At 64.5% G+C, this 19,158-nt stretch carries 15 protein-coding genes and 1 tRNA gene; 11 read left to right on the top strand and 5 right to left on the bottom strand.

Translation table 11 applies throughout. The features are described from left to right. Positions 1–66: 66 nt before the first annotated feature. Both AC3CD9_RS02755 and AC3CD9_RS02760 read right to left on the bottom strand, forming a co-directional pair. On the bottom strand, positions 67–2,616 hold the full coding sequence (locus AC3CD9_RS02755) for a UvrD-helicase domain-containing protein (RefSeq protein WP_488366171.1): 2,550 nt from the start codon (positions 2,614–2,616) through the stop codon (positions 67–69). A gap of 121 nt (positions 2,617–2,737) precedes the next feature. After that, positions 2,738–3,130 (bottom strand): hypothetical protein, encoded by a 393-nt coding sequence (locus AC3CD9_RS02760; protein ID WP_488366172.1) that lies wholly within the window; start codon positions 3,128–3,130, stop codon positions 2,738–2,740. 64 nt (positions 3,131–3,194) lie between these two features. Between AC3CD9_RS02760 and AC3CD9_RS02765 the strand changes: the two genes are divergently transcribed. The 6 genes from AC3CD9_RS02765 to pth all read left to right on the top strand — a co-directional run bounded on the left by AC3CD9_RS02765 (position 3,195) and on the right by pth (position 8,459). Continuing rightward, a tRNA-Gln gene (locus tag AC3CD9_RS02765) sits at positions 3,195–3,266 on the top strand. Between the two features lie 32 nt (positions 3,267–3,298). Beyond that, positions 3,299–4,756, top strand: coding sequence for a bifunctional UDP-N-acetylglucosamine diphosphorylase/glucosamine-1-phosphate N-acetyltransferase GlmU (gene glmU, locus AC3CD9_RS02770; protein ID WP_488366173.1), 1,458 nt, complete (start codon positions 3,299–3,301; stop codon positions 4,754–4,756). Continuing rightward, positions 4,749–5,720 (top strand): ribose-phosphate diphosphokinase, encoded by a 972-nt coding sequence (locus tag AC3CD9_RS02775; RefSeq protein WP_025777652.1) that lies wholly within the window; start codon positions 4,749–4,751, stop codon positions 5,718–5,720. Before glmU ends, AC3CD9_RS02775 begins: the two co-directional genes overlap by 8 nt. Before the next feature lie 144 nt (positions 5,721–5,864). Continuing rightward, positions 5,865–6,881 (top strand): alpha/beta fold hydrolase, encoded by a 1,017-nt coding sequence (locus AC3CD9_RS02780; protein ID WP_488366174.1) that lies wholly within the window; start codon positions 5,865–5,867, stop codon positions 6,879–6,881. 148 nt (positions 6,882–7,029) lie between these two features. Next, positions 7,030–7,671 (top strand): 50S ribosomal protein L25/general stress protein Ctc, encoded by a 642-nt coding sequence (locus AC3CD9_RS02785; protein ID WP_488366175.1) that lies wholly within the window; start codon positions 7,030–7,032, stop codon positions 7,669–7,671. A 188-nt stretch (positions 7,672–7,859) separates the two neighbouring features. Further along, a complete protein-coding gene (gene pth / locus AC3CD9_RS02790) occupies positions 7,860–8,459 on the top strand; it encodes an aminoacyl-tRNA hydrolase (RefSeq protein WP_488366176.1) in 600 nt (199 codons plus the stop codon). A gap of 43 nt (positions 8,460–8,502) precedes the next feature. On the opposite strand, the gene AC3CD9_RS02795 is transcribed toward pth, so the two are convergent. Both AC3CD9_RS02795 and AC3CD9_RS02800 read right to left on the bottom strand, forming a co-directional pair. Beyond that, complete coding sequence (locus AC3CD9_RS02795) at positions 8,503–9,219, bottom strand: rhomboid family intramembrane serine protease (RefSeq protein WP_488366177.1); 717 nt, start codon at positions 9,217–9,219, stop codon at positions 8,503–8,505. Between the two features lie 115 nt (positions 9,220–9,334). Then, entirely contained in the window at positions 9,335–10,813 is a 1,479-nt protein-coding gene (locus AC3CD9_RS02800; protein ID WP_488366178.1) for an arylsulfotransferase family protein, read from the bottom strand. A gap of 96 nt (positions 10,814–10,909) precedes the next feature. On the opposite strand from AC3CD9_RS02800, the gene mfd reads away from it, so the two are divergent. The 5 genes from mfd (at position 10,910) to eno (ending at position 17,527) form a co-directional block, all read left to right on the top strand. Beyond that, complete coding sequence (gene mfd, locus AC3CD9_RS02805; protein ID WP_488366179.1) at positions 10,910–14,503, top strand: transcription-repair coupling factor; 3,594 nt, start codon at positions 10,910–10,912, stop codon at positions 14,501–14,503. A 120-nt stretch (positions 14,504–14,623) separates the two neighbouring features. Beyond that, on the top strand, positions 14,624–14,818 hold the full coding sequence (locus tag AC3CD9_RS02810; protein ID WP_139469666.1) for a CsbD family protein: 195 nt from the start codon (positions 14,624–14,626) through the stop codon (positions 14,816–14,818). A gap of 63 nt (positions 14,819–14,881) precedes the next feature. Beyond that, complete coding sequence (locus AC3CD9_RS02815; protein WP_488366180.1) at positions 14,882–15,331, top strand: MazG nucleotide pyrophosphohydrolase domain-containing protein; 450 nt, start codon at positions 14,882–14,884, stop codon at positions 15,329–15,331. Continuing rightward, on the top strand, positions 15,328–16,170 hold the full coding sequence (locus AC3CD9_RS02820) for a tyrosine-protein phosphatase (RefSeq protein ID WP_488366181.1): 843 nt from the start codon (positions 15,328–15,330) through the stop codon (positions 16,168–16,170). Before AC3CD9_RS02815 ends, AC3CD9_RS02820 begins: the two co-directional genes overlap by 4 nt. A 76-nt stretch (positions 16,171–16,246) precedes the next feature. Continuing rightward, positions 16,247–17,527, top strand: coding sequence for a phosphopyruvate hydratase (eno, locus tag AC3CD9_RS02825; protein WP_264801084.1), 1,281 nt, complete (start codon positions 16,247–16,249; stop codon positions 17,525–17,527). Between the two features lie 525 nt (positions 17,528–18,052). Here the strand turns inward: eno and AC3CD9_RS02830 are convergent. After that, complete coding sequence (locus tag AC3CD9_RS02830) at positions 18,053–19,060, bottom strand: DUF559 domain-containing protein (RefSeq protein ID WP_488366182.1); 1,008 nt, start codon at positions 19,058–19,060, stop codon at positions 18,053–18,055. Positions 19,061–19,158 lie beyond the last annotated feature (98 nt).

The raw sequence follows: 19,158 nt of genomic DNA on the forward strand, positions 1-19,158 counted from the left end.
TGCGCGAGCGAACGGCTCAGTGCAGTGGATGCACGGCTCGGCCGTGCATCCACGTGCACCGTTGCCTCAGCTGAGTTTTTCGATCGGGGCGTAGCGCAGCAGCAGCCGCTTCGATCCGGCCGAACCGAAGTCGACGACGGCCACGGTCTTGTCTCCGACACCGTTGACTTCGGTGACGGTGCCGAGCCCGAAGGACTCGTGCGAGACCTTCTCGCCGACCTCGACGGAGATGACCTCACGATTGGGTCGGATCCGATTGGGGAATCCGGCAACCGGTGTCGACGAACTCGCACTCGCGCGTGAGCGGGAGCTGCCACCGGACGACCGTGATGACCCGAAGCCGCGCGATCCTCCCGAGTATCCGGACGAATAGCCGCCGGAGCCAAAACCTCCGGAACCGAAGCCGCCCGAAGCGAACCCGCCGGAGAAGCTGCCCGTGTTCTCCCAATTGATGAGGTTCTCCGGGATCTCGGACAGGAACCGGCTCGGCGGATTGTATTGAGGCTGACCCCACATACTTCGAGTCTCGGCGCGAGTGACGAGCAGACGCTGCCGTGCACGCGTGAGCCCGACATACGCCAGACGTCGCTCCTCCGACAGCTCCTGCGGATTCTCGAAGGAACGCGAATGCGGGAATCCTCCGTCTTCGAGCCCGGTGAGGAAGACCACCGGGAACTCGAGTCCCTTGGCCGTGTGCAGAGTCATCAGTGTGACCTGACCGAGTTCGGCGTCGGGGATCTGATCGGTGTCCGAGGCCAGAGCCACCTGTTCGAGGAACTGATCGATGGCCGCCGCGCCGACGCCCGGGTCGGTGGAGGCGTCAGCGGAACCGGCGTCATCGACGTCGGGGTCGACCGCCTCGGCGGCGGTTTCGGTCTCTGTAGCGGTCGTCTCAGGCGCGGTGGTCGCCTCGGTGTCGGTACCTGTGTTGGTGTCGCTGTCATCCGGGGTGTCCGGTTCCGCAACCGCGGCAGCCTCCCGAGTGGCGACGAAATCCTCGGCCACGGCGACGAGTTCGGCGAGGTTGTCGACACGGGATTCGTCCTGCGGATCGGTGCTCTTCTGCAGCGATTCGAGGTACCCGGACTGTTCGAGGATCGCCTCGATGACCCGGGAGAGCGGGGAGGACTCGGCTGTGGAGCGCAGATCCTGCATGAGATCGTAGAACTTCTGCACCGAGGTCAGGGCGCGCGAACTCAGGTGCGGGATCTCGTCGAGGCGTCCCAGTGCGGTGAAGAAGCTGATGTTCTCCCGGTCGGCGAAGTCGGCGATGATGCCCTCGGTGCGGTCGCCGATGGAGCGTTTGGGCACATTGAGGATGCGGCGCAGATTGACGTCGTCATCGGGGTTGGCGACGACGCGCAGGTAAGCGAGGGCGTCCTTGATCTCCTTGCGCTCGTAGAAGCGGGTGCCGCCGACGACCTTGTACGGGATTCCGGAACGGACCAGCGCATCTTCGATGGCGCGCGACTGAGCGTTCGTGCGGTAGAACACGGCGAAGTCACCATAGGTGTACTTCTCCTCGTCGATGAGGTCATCGATGCGGTCGACGATGAACCGGGCTTCACCTTGTTCGTTCTCGGCCACCCAGCCGACGATCTGCTCGCCTGAACCCTCCGAGGTCCACAGCTTCTTCTCGCGGCGGTCGTCGTTGTTCGCGATCACGGCATTGGCGGCGTCGAGGATGTTCTGCGTCGACCGGTAGTTCTGTTCCAACAGAATGGTGTCAGCGTTCGGGAAGTCCTTCTCGAACTCGACGATGTTGCGCACCGTGGCGCCGCGGAAGGCATAGATCGACTGGTCGGCGTCGCCGACGACGGTGAGTTCGGCACCCGTCGGCCCTCCTGCGCCGTCACCGGCCAGGGCTTTGATCAGGGCGTACTGTGCGGGGTTCGTGTCCTGGTACTCGTCGACGAGGATATGGCGGAACCGGCGGCGGTAGGAATCGGCCACCTCGGGGAAGGCGCCGAAGAGGTGGACGGTCTCCGCGATGAGGTCGTCGAAGTCGAAGGCATTGGCCAGCCGCAGACGGGAGGTGTAGCGCTTGAAGACGTCGGCGAGCACCTCATCGGCGGGATTGTTGGGCCGCGGGATGAAGTCGTCCGGGGTCTGCAGGTCGTTCTTGAGGTTCGAGATCCGGTGCAGGATGGCCCGCGGGGCGTACTTCTTCGTGTCGAGGCCGAGCTCCTTGAGGATCTGGGCGACGAGCCGCTGCGCATCCTGGGCGTCGTAGATCGTGAAATTCGACTTCATGCCCAGCACCTTCGCCTCGCGGCGGAGGATGCGCACACACGAGGAGTGGAAGGTCGAGACCCACATGGCGCGGGAGGCAGGGCCGACGATCGAGGACACACGTTCGGCCATCTCTTTCGCAGCCTTGTTCGTGAACGTGATCGCCAGGACTTCGCCGGGGTGGGCGCGACCGGTGGCCAAGGCGTAGGCGATACGTCGGGTGAGCACGGTCGTCTTGCCCGATCCGGCTCCGGCGACGATGAGCAGCGGGGATCCCGTATGGATCACGGCCTCGCGCTGCCTGGGGTTGAGCCCGGTGAGGAGTTCGGCCGCTCGGGAGTCGGCGCCGGCGGCATGGTCGGTGTGTTCAGCTGCAGCAGTCATGTCGCCCCCAACGATACCGTCAGCCTCAGACACGAGCTCACACCCCTCAGAACTACCTGACGGCGGCCCAGCAACCTCGCGCGAGGTTGCTGGGCCGCCGTCAGGTAGCAATTGGGGAAGGTCAGTGGATGAAGACGGCCACGATGACGTTGATGACCGCGAAGGCCACCACCAGGTGCGCCATGGTCGCCGACGGGTTCGCCACCTTCACGCCTGCCCCGCCCTCTGCAGGGGCAGAGGCGGCGAAGGCCTTCTGCTTCTTGTTGCCGATGAACGCGAAGACAGTGACGAGGATCGCCACGACCAGTTTGATGCCGAGCTTCATATGGTTGACCTCGCCATCGCCCATCTCGGCGAGACCCATGAGCAGCAGGCCGGTGACCAGCTGCAGATAGGCGCCGTGCAGCATTCCGGGCATCACTTTGGGGGAGCGGATGACGGTGAAATAGCCGCCGACGATGATGGCCATACCCAGCAGATGCAGGGTCAGAAGAATCTCGCGTAGAATTTCCATACAGTTAATCGTAGTGGCATGATGGTGTCTCGTGAGCGCGGGCCCCTCTACTGGTGCACGCTGTTCCGCCCTGGTGTAATGGCAGCACGCCGGCCTTTGGAGCCGTGCAGTATAGGTTCGAATCCTATGGGCGGAGCTGGCCCAACCCGACATGCGAAGGATTCAACTATGTCGCAGACTCATCCGACCGCCGTCATCGTTCTGGCAGCGGGCCAAGGCACTCGAATGAAGTCGGCTCTTCCCAAGGTGATGCATCCCATCGGCGGACGCTCCCTGCTCCATCACTCCGTCGCCGCGGCGGCTGGAACCTCTCCCGACCACCTCATCGTCGTCGTCCGCCATGAGCGCGATCAGCTCGTCGCCCACCTCGACTCCCTTCCCGTGTCCTCCCAGAGAACCCTGCTCATCGCCGATCAGGATGAGGTTCCGGGCACCGGTCGCGCCACTGAATGTGCGCTCACCCAGCTGCCCGAGGACCTCAGCGGAACCGTCGTCGTCACCTACGGCGATGTGCCGCTGCTGACGACGGAGACCATCAACGGCCTCGTCGAGATCCACGAATCCAACGCCAACGCCGTGACCGTCCTGTCCGCCGAGGTGGACGACCCGACCGGGTACGGCCGCATCGTCCGCGACGCGAACGGATCCCTGCTGCGCATCGTCGAGCAGAAGGACGCCGGAGACGAAGAACGGGCCATCCGTGAGATCAACTCCGGCATCTACGCCTTCGACGCCGCGGCGCTCAAAGAGGGCCTGGCCTCGCTGACGACCGACAACGCGCAGGGTGAGAAGTACCTCACCGACGTCATCGGACATTCCCGTGAGACGGGTCGCCCCGTCGCCGCCACGGCCACCGACGACCTGTGGCAGGTCGAGGGAGCCAACGACCGCGTGCAGCTGGCGAACCTCGGCAAGGAGCTCAACCGCCGGCAGTGTGAGAAGTTCATGCGTGCCGGTGTCTCCATCATCGACCCCGACACCACGTGGATCGACGTCGACGTGTCCATCGCCGCCGATGTGACGATCCTGCCGGGCACCCAGCTGCTGGGCGCCACCGACATCGGTGCCGGCGCCGTCGTCGGCCCCGACACCACCCTCAAGGACACCGAGGTGGGGGAGAACGCCAAGGTCGTGCGCACCCACGGTGAACTCGCCGTCGTCGGTCCGGAAGCCAACGTCGGACCGTTCGCCTACCTGCGTCCGGGTACCAAGCTCGGCGAGTCCGGAAAGATCGGCACCTTCGTGGAGACGAAGAACGCCGATATCGGCAAGGGTGCGAAGGTGCCCCACCTCTCCTACGTCGGCGATGCGGAGATCGGGGAGGGCTCGAACATCGGAGCCGCCTCGGTGTTCGTCAACTACGACGGCGTCAACAAGCACCGCACCGTCATCGGCAAGCATGCACGCATGGGCTCGGACAATATGTATGTCGCCCCTGTCACCGTGGGCGACGGCGCCTATTCGGGTGCAAGCACGACGGTGCGCAAGGATGTCCCTGCAGGAGCGCTGGCCATCTCGGTGGCCCCACAGCGCAACCTGGAGGGCTGGGTTCAGACAAACCGTCCGGGCACGCCTGCAGCGCAGGCGGCCGAAAACGCATCCGAAGGGGAACGGATCAGTGAATGAGATAACGACGGCGGGCGATAAGAAGCTCGTCCTGGTGAGCGGTCGGGCAAATCCCGAACTCGCCGAGCAAGTCGCGGAGAATCTGGGGACCGAACTCCTCCCCACCGACATCTACAACTTCGCGAACGGCGAGATCTACGTCCGCTACTCCGAGTCAGTGCGCGGCAGCGACGTCTTCGTCCTCCAGTCCCACTGCGCTCCCATCAACGAATGGCTGATGGAGCAGCTGATCATGGTCGACGCCCTCAAGCGTGCATCGGCCAAGCGCATCACCGTCATCGCACCGTTCTTCCCGTACGCCAGGCAGGACAAGAAGCACCGCGGACGTGAGCCCATCTCCGCTCGCCTCGTCGCCGATCTGTACAAGACCGCCGGCGCCGACCGCATCATCACCGTCGACCTGCACACCGCACAGATCCAGGGCTACTTCGACGGCCCCGTCGACCACCTGATCGCGATGCCGATCCTCGCCGGCTACGTCAAGGACAAGTACCCCGGCGACCTCGCCGTGGTCTCGCCCGACGCCGGTCGCATCAAGGTCGCGGAGAACTGGTCGAACTCGCTGGGCGGAGTGCCGCTGGCCTTCATCCACAAGACCCGCGACATCACCCGACCGAACGAGACCAAGGCCAACCGCGTCGTCGGTGAGGTCGAGGGCCGCACCTGCGTGCTCGTCGACGACATGATCGACACCGGCGGCACCATCGTCCAGGCCGCCGATGCCTGCATGGCCGCCGGCGCCAAGGGCGTCATCGTCGTGTCCACCCACGCCGTGTTCTCCGGCCCGGCCGTCGAACGCCTGTCGAACTCCGTGGCCGAAGAGGTCATCGTCACGAACACTCTGCCGCTGAGCGAGGACAAGATCTTCGACAAGCTCACCGTGCTCTCGATCGCCCCGCTCATCGCTCGTGCCGTGCACGAGGTCTTCGAAGACGGATCGGTCACGAGCCTCTTCGAGGTCTGATCCCGAAGGCTGAGACCCCGTGATCCGCGCAGTCGCGCCGGATCTGATGCGAACCCCGAGTCGATGCGGCTCGGGGTTCGCATCGTCTGGACTGCCGTGAGGTCCTACACTGGAGGCAAGACTTCGGCGAAGGGATCAGGGACGATGTCCTCACACGATTACAACCGGTACCGCGTGGACGTCCCCGGCGGGCAGCTGTCCGTGGGAGTGTGGGAGCCGGTGGCGAGCGGCCCCGGGCGTGTGCCCACCGTGTGCGTCATCCACGGCATCACCTCCAACCACCTGTTCTTCGCGGGCCTCGTCTCCGCCCTGCCCGGCGTCCGCATCATCGGGCCCGACCTGCGCGGACGAGCCGACTCGCGCACCCTGCCCGGCCCGTTCGGGATGGCCGCCCACGCCGAGGATGTCACCGCCGTGCTCGATGCCTTCGCCCCGGAGGGTCCGGTCACCCTGGTCGGTCATTCCATGGGCGGGTTCGTCGCCATGACGCTGGCCGGAATGTCGGCTGAGCAGAACGTCGACACCGGCGCCGAGGCGGCTCGCCGTTTCCGCGGACCCGTCCTCATCGACGGGGGACTTCCCCTGCCTGTGGGGCAGCCCCATGGAGACGGCCCCGTCGATGACCTCAACGATGAGGACCTCGACACCGATGATCTCATCGCCGCCGTCCTCGGCCCGGCCGCCGAGCGGCTGTCGATGACCTTCGGCAGCGTCGAGGAGTACTTGGCGTTCTTCGCCGCTCACCCCGCTTTCGTCGACGGCCTCGACACCGTGGCGACCGAGAGCTTCGTCTACGATCTGGCGGCCAAGGACGACCATTCGTTCCAACCGTCGACGTCGGTGGAGGCGATGCAGGCCGATTCGGCCGACATGTACACCGGTTCCGCCTACCGTGATGCCCTGGAGGCGATCATGGGCAGTGACGGAACCCAGTCCGACGTGGTCTTCCTCTTCGCCGAGCGCGACCTCGTCGCCGCCGAACCGGGCCTGTACCCGCCGGAGACGACCAACGATTTCGCTCGGCAATGGCCGCAGATGGACATCGTCGATGTGCAGGGGACGAACCATTACGACATCCTCCTCACCGAAACCGGAATCGATGCGTGCGCTGCAGCCGTGACCTCTCGGATTGGTGCCGAAACGGACGGTGCCGTAGAATAGTCGGGTTGCCTCGGCGAGGGAGACTGATGTCTCCGTGATCGACGCGGTCCTGACCCACGAAACGAACCCATCGGGTTCGTGGTTCGCGTGGGTGCTCAGGCTGTTTCGCCGTGGTGCTCGAAGGTAAGTTCACCACGAAGGAGAGAAAATGGCTGACTTCAAACTTCTGGCCGAAGCTCGCAACGAGTTCGGCAAGGGCGCAGCGCGCCGCGTCCGCCGCGCGGGACGCATCCCCGCTGTCATCTACGGCCACGGCGGAGACCCCGTGCACGTCTCGCTCGAGGGCCACGCCACCATGCTGGCTCTCAAGCACGCCAACGCGCTGCTCGAGATCGAAAGCACCGACGGATCGAAGAACGTCCTCGCCATCGCGCGCGACGTCCAGATCGAGCCCGTCCGTCGTGATATCGAGCACCTCGACCTCATCATCGTCAAGCGCGGCGAGAAGATCGAGGTCGATGTGCCGATCCACGTCGTCGGTGAAGCCGCCCCCGGCACCATGGTCTCGCAGGAAGAGTCGACCATCGCCGTCAAGGCCGATGCGACCAAGCTGCCCGAGCTCATCGAGGTCTCCATCGAAGGCCGTCCCGCCGGCGAGCACGTCCTGGCCGGTCAGGTCGAACTGCCTGCAGGCGTCGAGCTCATCGCCGACGAAGAGCAGCTCATCGTCAACGTCTCCGAAGAGATCGAGATGGACACCGAGTCCGACGCCGAGGAAGAGACTGAAGAGTCGGCCGAGGAAGAGGCTGCTGAGGAGTCCGGTGAGGAAGAGGCCTCCGAAGAGGAGTGATCTTCACTCCTCCCAGCTCTCAACGTGCCGTGAGGAGCACTGACTGACTACGCTGTTCGGTGGGTCGCCTGTTGGGCGGCCCACCGAATGCGTTTCTCAAGAGAGAACCCGGCACGCGCCTCGCCCGGCGGCGAGCAGAAGCCCCACCGCCCGGTCAGCGGGCACGGACAGGACGGACAAGGACGGCAATGTCGAACGAAGCATGGTTGGTCTTCGGACTGGGCAATCCCGGACCCAAGTACGAAACGACACGGCACAACATCGGACAGATGGTCATCGCCGAACTCGCCTCCCGCATCGGAACCACGCTGACGCGGTCGAAGCTGCGCGCAAACGTCGGCACCGGGCGGCTGCCTGGGGGCAGCGTCCCGGGGCTGCCCGGTCCGCGGGTGGTAGTGGCCACCTCGACGGGTTATATGAACGAATCCGGCGGCCCTGTGCGCGCGCTGGCCGACTTCTACGGAATCGCCACCGACCGGATCATCGCCGTCCATGACGATGTGGACATCCCCTTCGATGCCATCAAAGCCAAGCTCGGCGGGGGAGAGGGCGGGCACAACGGTCTGCGTTCGATGACCTCGGTGCTGGGGACGAAGGACTATCTCCGGGTGCGAGCGGGAGTCGGACGTCCCCCGGGGAGACAGGACACCGCCGACTATGTGCTGCGCCCGTTCACGAAGGACGAACGCACGACCCTGCCGTTGTTCATCTCCGACCTCGCGGACGCTGTCGAAGAGCTCATCGTCAATGGGCTCACCGATATGCAGCAGAAGTTCCACTCGCGCTGATCGCACCTGGGGTGCTGACCAAGCAGCGGGCGATGCCCGGGACTCAGGCCGTCTTCTGCTTCTCCGGGCGACGGTGCAGCCACCATGCGGCGACGATGCCGCCGGCGAATCCGAACAGGTGGCCCTGCCAGGAGATGTCGTTCGTCTGCGGCAGCATGCCGAAGATCATCGATGCGCCGTACGTGACGAAGATGAACAGGCCGATCGCGAAGTAGATGATCTTGCGCAGCAGGTCATCGGTGAACCAGGTGCGCAGCGCGAGGTACCCGAAGAATCCGAAGACGATGCCGGACGCACCGACGATGTGCTGGCCGGGCAGTGTGGTCAGCCACGCCCCGAGACCGGAGCTCAGTGCGGTGATGCCCGTGACTGTCCAGAAACGCCGCTTGCCTTCGAAGGCGATGACGATGCCGAGGACGAGGAACGGGAAGGTATTGGCCAGCAGATGGCCGAATCCGGAATGCAGCAGCGGCGAGGTGACCAGGCCGTAGAGCGAGAGCGGATTCCATGACTGCAGACTGAAGACGTCGAGGTCGACAGGGAGGATCGCATCGACGATCTCGATGACCCACATGACGGCCAGGACGATCAGCACCGGAGCGAACCGGGAAAGCAGATGCGACCGGTCGACGGTGGTGTTCAAGTGCGCAACTGGGGGATTCGCGGAACGGCCGGAGCGGGGAGATCCGGAGTCGGTGGAATCAGGGCCGAAGAGGAGTCGGGATTCCTCGGCGGAGAAACGGGGGGAGTGGTCGGTCATGGTCCAATTGTGGGTGATGAAGATTGGAGAACCCCGAACATCCGGGCCCTTCGGGCAATCGTGATCGTTCCGTTAGGCCCGTTATCGCCTCGAAATAATCTTCGCCGGACCCGAATCACTTGCTTTGGGATTCTGCTCTGGTCGACCCGAGGGACTTGCCGTTCGCGTCGAGAGCTTCGACGACGATCGTCGAACCGTTCGGGGTGATGTCCGCCGCCGTCTCGAAACCGCTGCGCTCGACCTCGGTGTTCTCGACGAGGTGCTCCTCGTCGTCACCGCTGAGCACCCTCCATGAAGCCACCTCGGTGGCACCGTTCCAGCTCATGTGCACCCGAGTGATGTCGGCCTGCGGCTGCGACTTCGTGGCCGTCGGGGGAGCGGTCGGCTGGGCATGCCAGTCGAAGCGGTAGGCGCGGTAGTTCGATCCGCCGGTGAAGGTGAGGTCGGCGAGCAGCTTCCCGTCCTTGGAGAACTCGGAGACATAGGGCTCCGAACCCCAGCCGAGGACGACGTTGCCGTTGGGCAGCTCCTGGAAGTTGCCCTGACTGCCCGACGAACGGTCGTCGGGGGCGGGATACTCCGTGACCACCTCGGCGCGCTTCTTCTTCTCATCGACGTCGAGGCGCAGTCCGCGGGTGTCACCGAGCCGGGGAGCGGCGTGGTTGTCGAACAGGGTCAGCGTTCCATCGGAGCGGCGCTGGGCATCGTGCTGCCAGGCGAACTGTGCGCCCTCACCCATCTCGAAGTCCGAGGCTTTGCCGCCGAGGACCCAGTTGAGGTCGGCACTCTTCCGGTCGAGCTGGTACACCGCATGGGTATTGCGTGCCGAGACGAGGAGGGCCTTGCCGTCGTCGTCCTCGGACACGGAGTTGAGGTGGATGTAGTCGAAGGGCTCGTCCTTCGTGCCCTCACCCTCCTTGAGCTCCGTCTCGGTCTGGTCGATGGGCACGGCGTCGAGGGAGCGCCATTCGAGCAGGGGATCACCGGTTGCGATGTCGACCTCCTGGACGATGCCCTCCCAGGCCCAGCCGTCCTCGGCTCCGCCGACTGAGCTGAGATCCGTCTGCGTCTTCACATAGGAGATGAGGAACATGGTGTCATCGGAGGTGATCGTCGTCTCGTGCAGGTCGGACGTGTCCTTGGGAAGCTCTCCGCCCATGCCGACACGGGCGATCTCCTGATACGAGGTGTCGAGGACGACGACCTCACCGGCGGTGTGCGGGGTCTCGGCCAGACCCTCCCACCACGTGAGCACCGGCTTCCCCTGATACTCCTGGACGCGCAGATCCCACAGTGCCTCGGAGTCGTCTCTGATCCACACCGGGTCACCGGCGGAGTCGAGGATGAGCCCACCCACCCAGGACTTGTCATCGGTCTGCGTCTGTCCCTTCGGGGCGAGGAAGGTCTCCAGGTCTCCGTTGTCGTCGGGGAAGGCCCCGGAGTCGATATCGACCTTCGGCGGGGCGAGTTCGGGGCGGGAATGGAAGTCCCACCGTTCGGCGACTGCGATGTCGTCATCGGCATCGGCCGTGCACCCTGCGAGCAGGAGCGTCGCCGCAGCCAAACCTGCAAGGACGGTTCTCTTCATGGCCATATGCTCATCCTCACACGATTTCGACTCCCGCGCTCCTCGGGCTCCTCGATCAGGCACCGAATGGGTCGTGTCAGCCGCGTGGCCTAGACTGTTCGGGTGCTCAACGGACTCGATCTCACCCGCCGGAATCCCACCATCACCGAACTCGTCGCGGCCTTCAACGACGCGAACACCGACGGTGGCACGATCGATGCGATCAAGGGACTGTGGCCGTCGATCCTGCGCCGCACCGACGGTGCCGCCTCGGCGCCTCAGCTCATCGTCACCGCCACGACACGTGAGGCCGAAGACCTCGCTCAGGCGCTGGCCGACTGGGTGCCGTCGGCGTCGATCGCGATCTTCCCCAGCTGGGAGACCCTGCCGCACGAGAAGCTGTCGCCGCGGTCGGACACCGTCGGCCAGCGTCTCGAGGTGCTGCGCCGCCTCGCCCACCCCACTCCCGGCCGGGAGCTCACCTTCATCATCGCGCCCGTGCGCGCCTTCCTCCAGCCGCTGGCCAAAGGGCTCGGCGAGATCGAACCGGTCGAGCTCGCCGTCGGCGACGAATACGAGATCGATGACCTCGCCGAACGGCTCACCGAACTCGCGTACTCCCGAGTCGACATGGTCTCCAGACGCGGCGAATTCGCTGTGCGCGGCGGAATCGTCGATATCTTCCCGGCCACCTCGGAGCGAGCGCTGCGTGTGGAGTTCTTCGGAGACGAGGTCGACGAGATCCGCGAATTCTCCGTCAGCGACCAACGCTCCATCCCCGCCGACGACGGTGACGAACCCCTGGGCCTGTCGGCACCGCCGTGCCGGGAGCTGCTCCTGACCGATTCGGTGCGGAAGCGGGCCGCAGAACTCGCCGAGGATGTGCCCAGCGCCGCCGACATGCTCGACAAGATCGCCGGCGGAGTCGCCGTCGAAGGGATGGAATCGCTCTCCGCCGTCCTCGCCGACGGAATGGAGCCGATCATCGCTCTGCTGCCGGCCGGATCGAAGATCATCATCACCGAACCCGAACGCGTCGACGCCCGCGCCGCGGACCTCGTGGAGACGACGAACGAATTCCTCGAGGCCGCCTGGACCGGAGCAGCCGGTGGGGGAGAGACCCCGATCGACCTGTCTGCCGCCAGCTTCCGCACCGTGGCCGAGATGGCCGAAGGCGCTCGCCTCATCGGCCTGGCCTGGTGGGAGATCGGCGGATTCGCCACCGACGAGGAGCTCGCCGGTCCCGAGGAGAACATCTTCTCAGTTCCTGCCCGCGTCCCGAAGGGCTATGCCGGAGACGTCGAGGCGATCCTCGCCGACGTCAAGGGACTCATCCACGACAAGTGGCGCATCCTCGTGCTCACCGAAGGCCAGGGCCCCGGTCGTCGCATGGTCGAGGTGTTCTCCGAAGCCGGAGTGCCCGCCTCATTCGTCGACGACCCGACCGATCTGCCCGAAGCCCTGGTGACCGTGACGACGGCCGTGTCCTTCGGCGGCTTCGTCTTCGACGATCTCAAACTCGCCGTGCTCACCGAGGCGGATGTGCTCGGTCGGGCAGCGGCCACCTCGACGCGGGATATGCGCAAGCTGCCCACCCGCCGGCGACGCAACCAGGTCGACCCGCTCAACCTGGCCCCCGGCGACTACGTCGTCCACGACCAGCACGGCGTCGGACGATTCGTCGAAATGACGCAGCGGACCACAGGCCGAGGTGCGAACAAGCACACTCGCGAGTACCTCATCATCGAATACGCGCCTGCCAAACGCGGACAGCCCGGTGACCGCCTCTACGTTCCCAGCGATGCTCTCGACCAGGTCACCCGCTATGTCGGCGGGGAGAGCCCGAACCTCAACAAGATGGGCGGCGCCGACTGGCAGACGACGAAGGCGAAGGCCCGCAAGGCCGTCAAGGAGATCGCCGGGGAACTCATCCGACTGTATTCGGCCCGCCAGGCCACCGTCGGCCACGCCTACGGACCGGACACCCCCTGGCAGCGCGAACTCGAAGACGCCTTCCACTATGTCGAGACCGCCGATCAGCTGACCACCATCGACGAGGTCAAATCGGACATGGAGAAGACCGTGCCGATGGACCGTCTGATCTGCGGCGATGTGGGGTACGGGAAGACGGAGATCGCGGTCCGTGCCGCGTTCAAGGCGATCCAGGACGGCAAACAGGTCGCCGTGCTCGTGCCGACGACTCTGCTCGTCCAACAGCACTATGAGACCTTCGCCGAACGCTACTCGGGGTTCCCCGTCACCATCGGCGCCCTCTCCCGGTTCCAGACCAAACAGGAATCGGAGAAGGTCAAAGAGGATCTGGCCGCCGGCAAGCTCGACCTCGTCATCGGCACCCACCGACTGCTCAGCGGCGAGGTGCGGTTCAAAGAACTCGGCCTCGTCATCATCGACGAGGAGCAGCGCTTCGGCGTCGAACACAAGGAGACTCTCAAGGCGCTGCGGACGAACGTCGACGTCCTCGCTATGTCGGCGACCCCGATCCCGCGCACCCTGGAGATGGCGGTGACCGGCATCCGCGAGATGTCGACCCTGGCCACACCTCCGGAAGAGCGGCACCCGGTGCTGACCTATGTCGGCAAACGCGAAGACAAGCAGATCAAGGCTGCGATCCGACGCGAGCTCATGCGCGAAGGCCAGGTCTTCTACATCCACAACAGGGTCCGCGATATCGAAGCCGTCGCCGGACACATCGCCGAAATGGTGCCCGAGGCGCGAATCGCCATCGCCCACGGCAAGATGAACGAGACCCGACTCGAACAGGTCATCGTCGACTTCTGGGAGAAGAAGTACGACGTGCTCGTGTGCACGACGATCGTCGAAACCGGAATCGACATCGCCAATGCGAACACGCTGATCATCGACAACGCCGACAAGTACGGGCTCTCCCAGCTGCATCAGCTGCGCGGACGCGTGGGACGTGGACGTGAACGCGCCTACGCCTACTTCCTCTACCCGCCGGACACTCAGCTGACCGAGACCGCACACGATCGTCTGACGACTCTGGCCGCGCACACCGAACTGGGTGCCGGAATGCAGGTGGCGATGAAAGACCTCGAGATCCGCGGGGCCGGCAATCTGCTCGGCGGCCAGCAGTCCGGCCATATCGAAGGCGTCGGCTTCGACCTCTACGTCCGACTCGTCGGAGAGGCCGTGGCGAAGTTCCGCGGCGAGGAGACCGAACCCGAGGCGGACATGCGCATCGAACTGCCCGTCGACGCCCACCTGCCGGCCGACTACGTCGACCACGAACGACTGCGTCTCGAGGCCTACCGAAAGCTGGCCGCAGCGACCGACGAAGCACAGCTGCAGGAAGTCCTCGACGAGCTCATCGACCGCTACGGCCCCTACCCGGAGCCCGTCGGTGTCCTCGCCGATGTCGCCAGGCTGCGCATCCGCGCCCGCGCTTCCGGGGTCAACGACATCGTCATGCAGGGCAACTTCATCCGCTTCGGACCCGTCGAACTCTCCGACTCCCAGGTGGTCAGGCTCAAGCGTCTGTACCCGAAGTCTCTGCTCAAACCGGCGCTGCGTTCGGTTCTCGTCCCGAAGCCGATGGCGGGCACCGGATTCGATTCCAAGGAGATGACCGATTCGGACATCCTGCGGTGGTCGCACCAGTTCCTCGACGCCATCCTGCCTGTCATCGCGTCCGAAGCCACGGAGGTCAAGGAGGCCGGAGCTGCGAAGAACGGTTGAGAACTCTCCGACTGTTCACCGCTGTTCGGCCCACGAGCCAGAGCGGTGGCGTAGAGTGCGAAATGCGGAGACATCCGCAGCAAGTGCAGATCACGCAGGTGTCTACTAAGGAGAATCCCCATGGGTGTTGACGACAAGTTCGAGAACAAGGCCGAAGACCTCGGCGGCCGTGCCAAGGAGACCGTCGGTGATGTGACCGGTGACGACCAGCTCAAGGCCGAAGGTGCCACCGATCAGCTCAAGGCCAAGGCCAAGGATGTCGGTGAGTCGGTCAAGGACCTCGGTGCCTCGGTCAAGGACAAATTCTCGAAGTGACCGACGAATCGGCCCTCACCGCTTCTGCGGTGGGGGTCTTTCGTGCCGGCGGGAGGATATTTCGTGGGTGAACGTGACGAACCGGAACTCCAAGCGGTGATCGAAGCCATGGCGACTCTGCGGAGACGCTGCCCCTGGTCGAGCCGACAAGATCATCAGAGTCTCGAGAAGTACGCACGGGAAGAGACCGACGAACTCATCGTCGCCCTCGGGGATTTCACGACAGAACCCACTGCTGAGAATCGGGCGGCCGTCGTCGACGAGCTCGGCGACGTGTTCTACCAAGTGCTCTTCCACTCCGCCCTGCTCGATGAAAGCAGCGGGCGAGACTACGGTCACAGCCTCGGCGCCATCATCGATGGTCTCGAGGCAAAGCTCATCCGTCGTCACCCCCTGGCCTTCACCGACGATCCGGGAGATGAGATGGCATCGTTGGAAGACGTCGAACGCGAGTACCGCCGGATCAAAGCGGAAGAGAAGGCCGCAGTGCGAGGAGAGGACGGAAGTCGATGAGTCTGGAGAGGCTCGAGATCGAAGGCACGTTCAACTTCCGTGACCTCGGAGGGCCCGCCGCCGAGGCGGGGGAGAGCCGAGTGCGATCCGGGAAGGTGTTCCGCGCCGACGGTCTGGCGCAGCTGAGCGATCGGGCGCGCGCCGATATCGGCGAACTCGGCATCGGCACCGTCATCGATCTGCGCGATATCGGCGAGAGGGCGAAGCTGCCCGATGCGCTCGACGGCCTCGACATCCGACATATCGAGCTGCCCGTCTTCGACGACCACTTCTTCCCCAGCCGACCGTTGAGCAGGGAAGAGATGAAAGCCGCCGCCGAGGCGACTGGGATGGATCTCAGCGACCGGAGCCTCGGCCGCATCTACGAACTCATGATCACGCACTTCGGTCACCGACTGGCTGCCGCCGTCGACCTGATCGCCGAACACTGCGCTGATGGTGTGGTGTTCCACTGCTCTGCCGGGAAGGATCGCACCGGTGTGATCGGAGCATTCCTGCTCGACCTCCTCGGTGTGGGACGGCAGGAGATCGTCGACGAATATGCGATCACCTCCACACACCTGTCCGGGGGTTTCCTCGAGGCGATCACCAGGAACTTCTCCGATGCCGGGATCTCCGGCAACCTTGCCCAGACCGCCACCGCTGCTCCTCCCGAACTCATGCACGAGGTCCTCGACCGGATCGAGGCCGAGCACGGGACCGCCTCGGCGAAGGACGGGGGACAGCCGGGGGGAGTCGAAGCCTACCTGCTCGCGCACGGGATGGACCCGGCGACGCCCGAGCGACTGCGGCAATGCCTGCTCGAGTCCGAGCCCAACCGGGGCCCGGACCGAGGGTGAGCCTGGGCGCGCGGTGCATTAAGCTGTCCTCCAGGCACATGTTCCCCATGTGAAACCAAACGCTAAGGAGTACTCAGTGGCCGAGATCGTTGCCGCAAACGCCCGTGAAATCCTGGATTCCCGGGGAAATCCCACCGTCGAGGTGGAAGTGCTGTTGGCCGATGAGTCCGTCGGTCGCGCCGGCGTTCCGTCCGGTGCTTCCACCGGAGAATTCGAAGCCGTGGAGCTGCGCGACGGAGATCCAGAGCGCTACCTGGGCAAGGGCGTCACCCAGGCCGTCGACGCTGTCGTCGACGAGATCCACGAAGTCATCGTCGGGCTCGAAAGCGACGATCAGCGTCTCGTCGACCAGGCGCTCATCGAACTCGACGGCACCGACAACAAGTCCCGCATCGGCGCGAACGCGATGCTCGGCACCTCGCTGGCCGTGGCCCGCGCGGCAGCGGTCTCGGCCGATCTGCCCCTCTACCGCTACCTCGGCGGACCGAATGCGCACGTCATGCCCGTGCCGATGATGAACATCCTCAACGGTGGATCCCATGCCGACTCGAACGTCGACATCCAGGAATTCATGATCGCCCCGATCGGCGCCGCCAGCTTCCACGAAGCGCTGCAGTGGAGCGTCGAGGTCTACCACGCGCTCAAGGGAGTGCTCAAGGAACGCGGACTCTCGACCGGACTCGGCGATGAGGGCGGGTTCGCTCCGAACCTCGACTCGAACGCCGCGGCGCTCGACCTCATCATCGAGGCCATCGACATCGCCGGGCACCGTCCCGGACGCGATATCGCCGTCGCCCTCGACGTGGCATCCTCGGAGTTCTACACCGACGGTGCCTACGAGTTCGAAGGCAGCAAGAAGACCGCCGAGGAGATGGCCGCCTACTACGAAGAGCTGCTGGCGAAGTACCCGCTCGTGTCGATCGAGGACCCCCTCGATGAGAACGACTGGGACGGCTGGGCGACTCTGACCGAGACGATCGGCTCGAAGGTGCAGCTCGTCGGCGACGACCTGTTCGTGACCAACCCCGAGCGTCTGCAGCGCGGTATCGACAACGCCACGGCGAACTCGCTGCTGGTCAAGGTCAACCAGATCGGCACCCTGACCGAGACCCTCGACGCTGTGTCTCTGGCGCAGACGAACGGCTACACCACGATGATCTCGCACCGTTCCGGCGAAACCGAAGACACGACCATCGCCGACCTGGCAGTGGCGACCAACGCCGGTCAGATCAAGGCCGGCGCGCCGGCACGATCGGAGCGCGTCGCGAAGTACAACCAGTTGCTGCGCATCGAAGAGCAGCTCGGAGATGCCGCACGCTACGCAGGTCGCAGCGCCTTCCCGCGCTTCGAAGCCTGAGGCGAGCAGGGGTCTGAACTCCCCGAGGCGGGGCCGGACGATCACAACGATCGTCCGGCCCCGCCTCGTTGTTTCCAGCTTCGGCGTTCCCTCATCCGAGGCTGCACTTCTCACCGGGAAGTCTCCTCACCGCGAAGTCTCCTCACCGTGAAGTCTCCTCATCGCGATGATTCTCCGTTGCCGGGCCCGGTTCTCCGCGTCACCATCTGTCACCGGTGGTCTCATATCCGCCCACTGGCGGCTGAGCCACGCGTTCCTCGCAAATGGCACCGGTGCACCACTCTGACGAGTCACTGCGGGTGAGGGTTGGCCACGTACCTGTATGGGCTGTCAGCAACGGTGAGGGATGAAACTCTCTGAATTGCGCCATTTGCGCCCATATGCCCGACGCAGAGGGAGTTCGTATAAGCAACGGTGCGGGATGCGACTCAGGCCTGAGGTGTACCCACTGTGCGGGACGTGCCTGCGGGTCCGGCCGCGCCCGGGTTGAGTGGTGTGCTGCGGCACGAATGACCGCGGCGGGGATCAGGCGGTGGCGTTCTGCGTGCGGCGGATGACGCGGAGGATGTCATAAAACTTTGCTTCCTCGAACAATTCCTTCCAACTGATCCGAATCACCTGCCAACCTTGGTCGCGCAGCCACTGCTCGCGACGGCGTTCCTGTTCGAGCTCCTCGCGGGGGACACCGGAGCCGAGATAGAGCTTGCCGATGCCGTCGATCTCGATGATGAGTCGAGCCCGGCGGTGACAGAAGTCGACGCGGATATCGCGCCTCAATGAATCGGCGTGAAACGTGACTTGGGGTTCCAGCCCTGTGATCCCGTGTTCGTAGAATCGCACTGCGGCGACCGCCTCGGCGGGGGATTCTCGACGAGAATCGGACAGATCGATGGCCAATCGTACTTTGGCGGAGTTGCGCTTCTCCAAGCATTGGGCGAATGTCGTGAGGATCTTCTCTCTGGTTGTCAGCTCGCGGTGCAGCGCATCATCGATCATCGGCACGGAGACGTCGAGATTGTAGCTGCGGGCGACGTCGATGAGTGTGCGTTCGAGCGTGGTCACCTCGGCGCCGTCGATCGTAGCGCGATGGTTCTTCGGGATGCGACTGCCGCGGACGTGGATGGTCTTGAACTTGCGGTTGGTGCCGGGCCGGACGACCTCGACTTGATGAGTGACAGGGTGGGAGATAGGCAGATTGTGGATGAGGGCCGCGGAGATGTGCGAGAAGATCTCCGCTGGTGGGTTCGCTTTCGCATCGTCGGTTCTCCGATCAGAACGTTGAGCGAAGTGAGCCATCACCGAGGCGCTGAGATCGTTGATCTCGTCCCGAATGTCTCCGTGTTCGATGAAGACCTGGTGGATCTGCTCGTCGATGCTCGCCCAGAGCGGGCGATGGAAGCCCAGCTCACAGACACGGCGGACCAGATATGTGCCCTGCGACAGTCGTCGGAGGCAACATCTGCGGGCGCGCCTGATGTCCCCATAATTGAATCCGAGTCGAATGATGTCATCAGTGCTCAGTAATTTATACATGCATCCAAAATGCAATAAACGTCAGTAAACGGCAATCCATAGTTTCTAGGCTGTGGATAACTCTGTGGATAGATCTCTGATGGAGGAGGGGCTGCGTG

This window comes from Brevibacterium sp. MGP-B1, from assembly GCF_057766545.1.

What these genes read in the sequence shown, in the direction of transcription:
- AC3CD9_RS02800 (WP_488366178.1), bottom strand. Translation starts at nt 10,813, where the DNA reads ATGGCCATGAAGAGAACCGTCCTTGCAGGTTTGGCTGCGGCGACGCTC.
- glmU (WP_488366173.1), top strand. Translation starts at nt 3,299, where the DNA reads ATGTCGCAGACTCATCCGACCGCCGTCATCGTTCTGGCAGCGGGCCAA.
- pth (WP_488366176.1), top strand. Translation starts at nt 7,860, where the DNA reads ATGTCGAACGAAGCATGGTTGGTCTTCGGACTGGGCAATCCCGGACCC.
- AC3CD9_RS02820 (WP_488366181.1), top strand. Translation starts at nt 15,328, where the DNA reads ATGAGTCTGGAGAGGCTCGAGATCGAAGGCACGTTCAACTTCCGTGAC.
- AC3CD9_RS02830 (WP_488366182.1), bottom strand. Translation starts at nt 19,060, where the DNA reads ATGTATAAATTACTGAGCACTGATGACATCATTCGACTCGGATTCAAT.
- AC3CD9_RS02810 (WP_139469666.1), top strand. Translation starts at nt 14,624, where the DNA reads ATGGGTGTTGACGACAAGTTCGAGAACAAGGCCGAAGACCTCGGCGGC.
- AC3CD9_RS02760 (WP_488366172.1), bottom strand. Translation starts at nt 3,130, where the DNA reads ATGGAAATTCTACGCGAGATTCTTCTGACCCTGCATCTGCTGGGTATG.
- AC3CD9_RS02780 (WP_488366174.1), top strand. Translation starts at nt 5,865, where the DNA reads ATGTCCTCACACGATTACAACCGGTACCGCGTGGACGTCCCCGGCGGG.
- AC3CD9_RS02785 (WP_488366175.1), top strand. Translation starts at nt 7,030, where the DNA reads ATGGCTGACTTCAAACTTCTGGCCGAAGCTCGCAACGAGTTCGGCAAG.
- AC3CD9_RS02795 (WP_488366177.1), bottom strand. Translation starts at nt 9,219, where the DNA reads ATGACCGACCACTCCCCCCGTTTCTCCGCCGAGGAATCCCGACTCCTC.
- AC3CD9_RS02755 (WP_488366171.1), bottom strand. Translation starts at nt 2,616, where the DNA reads ATGACTGCTGCAGCTGAACACACCGACCATGCCGCCGGCGCCGACTCC.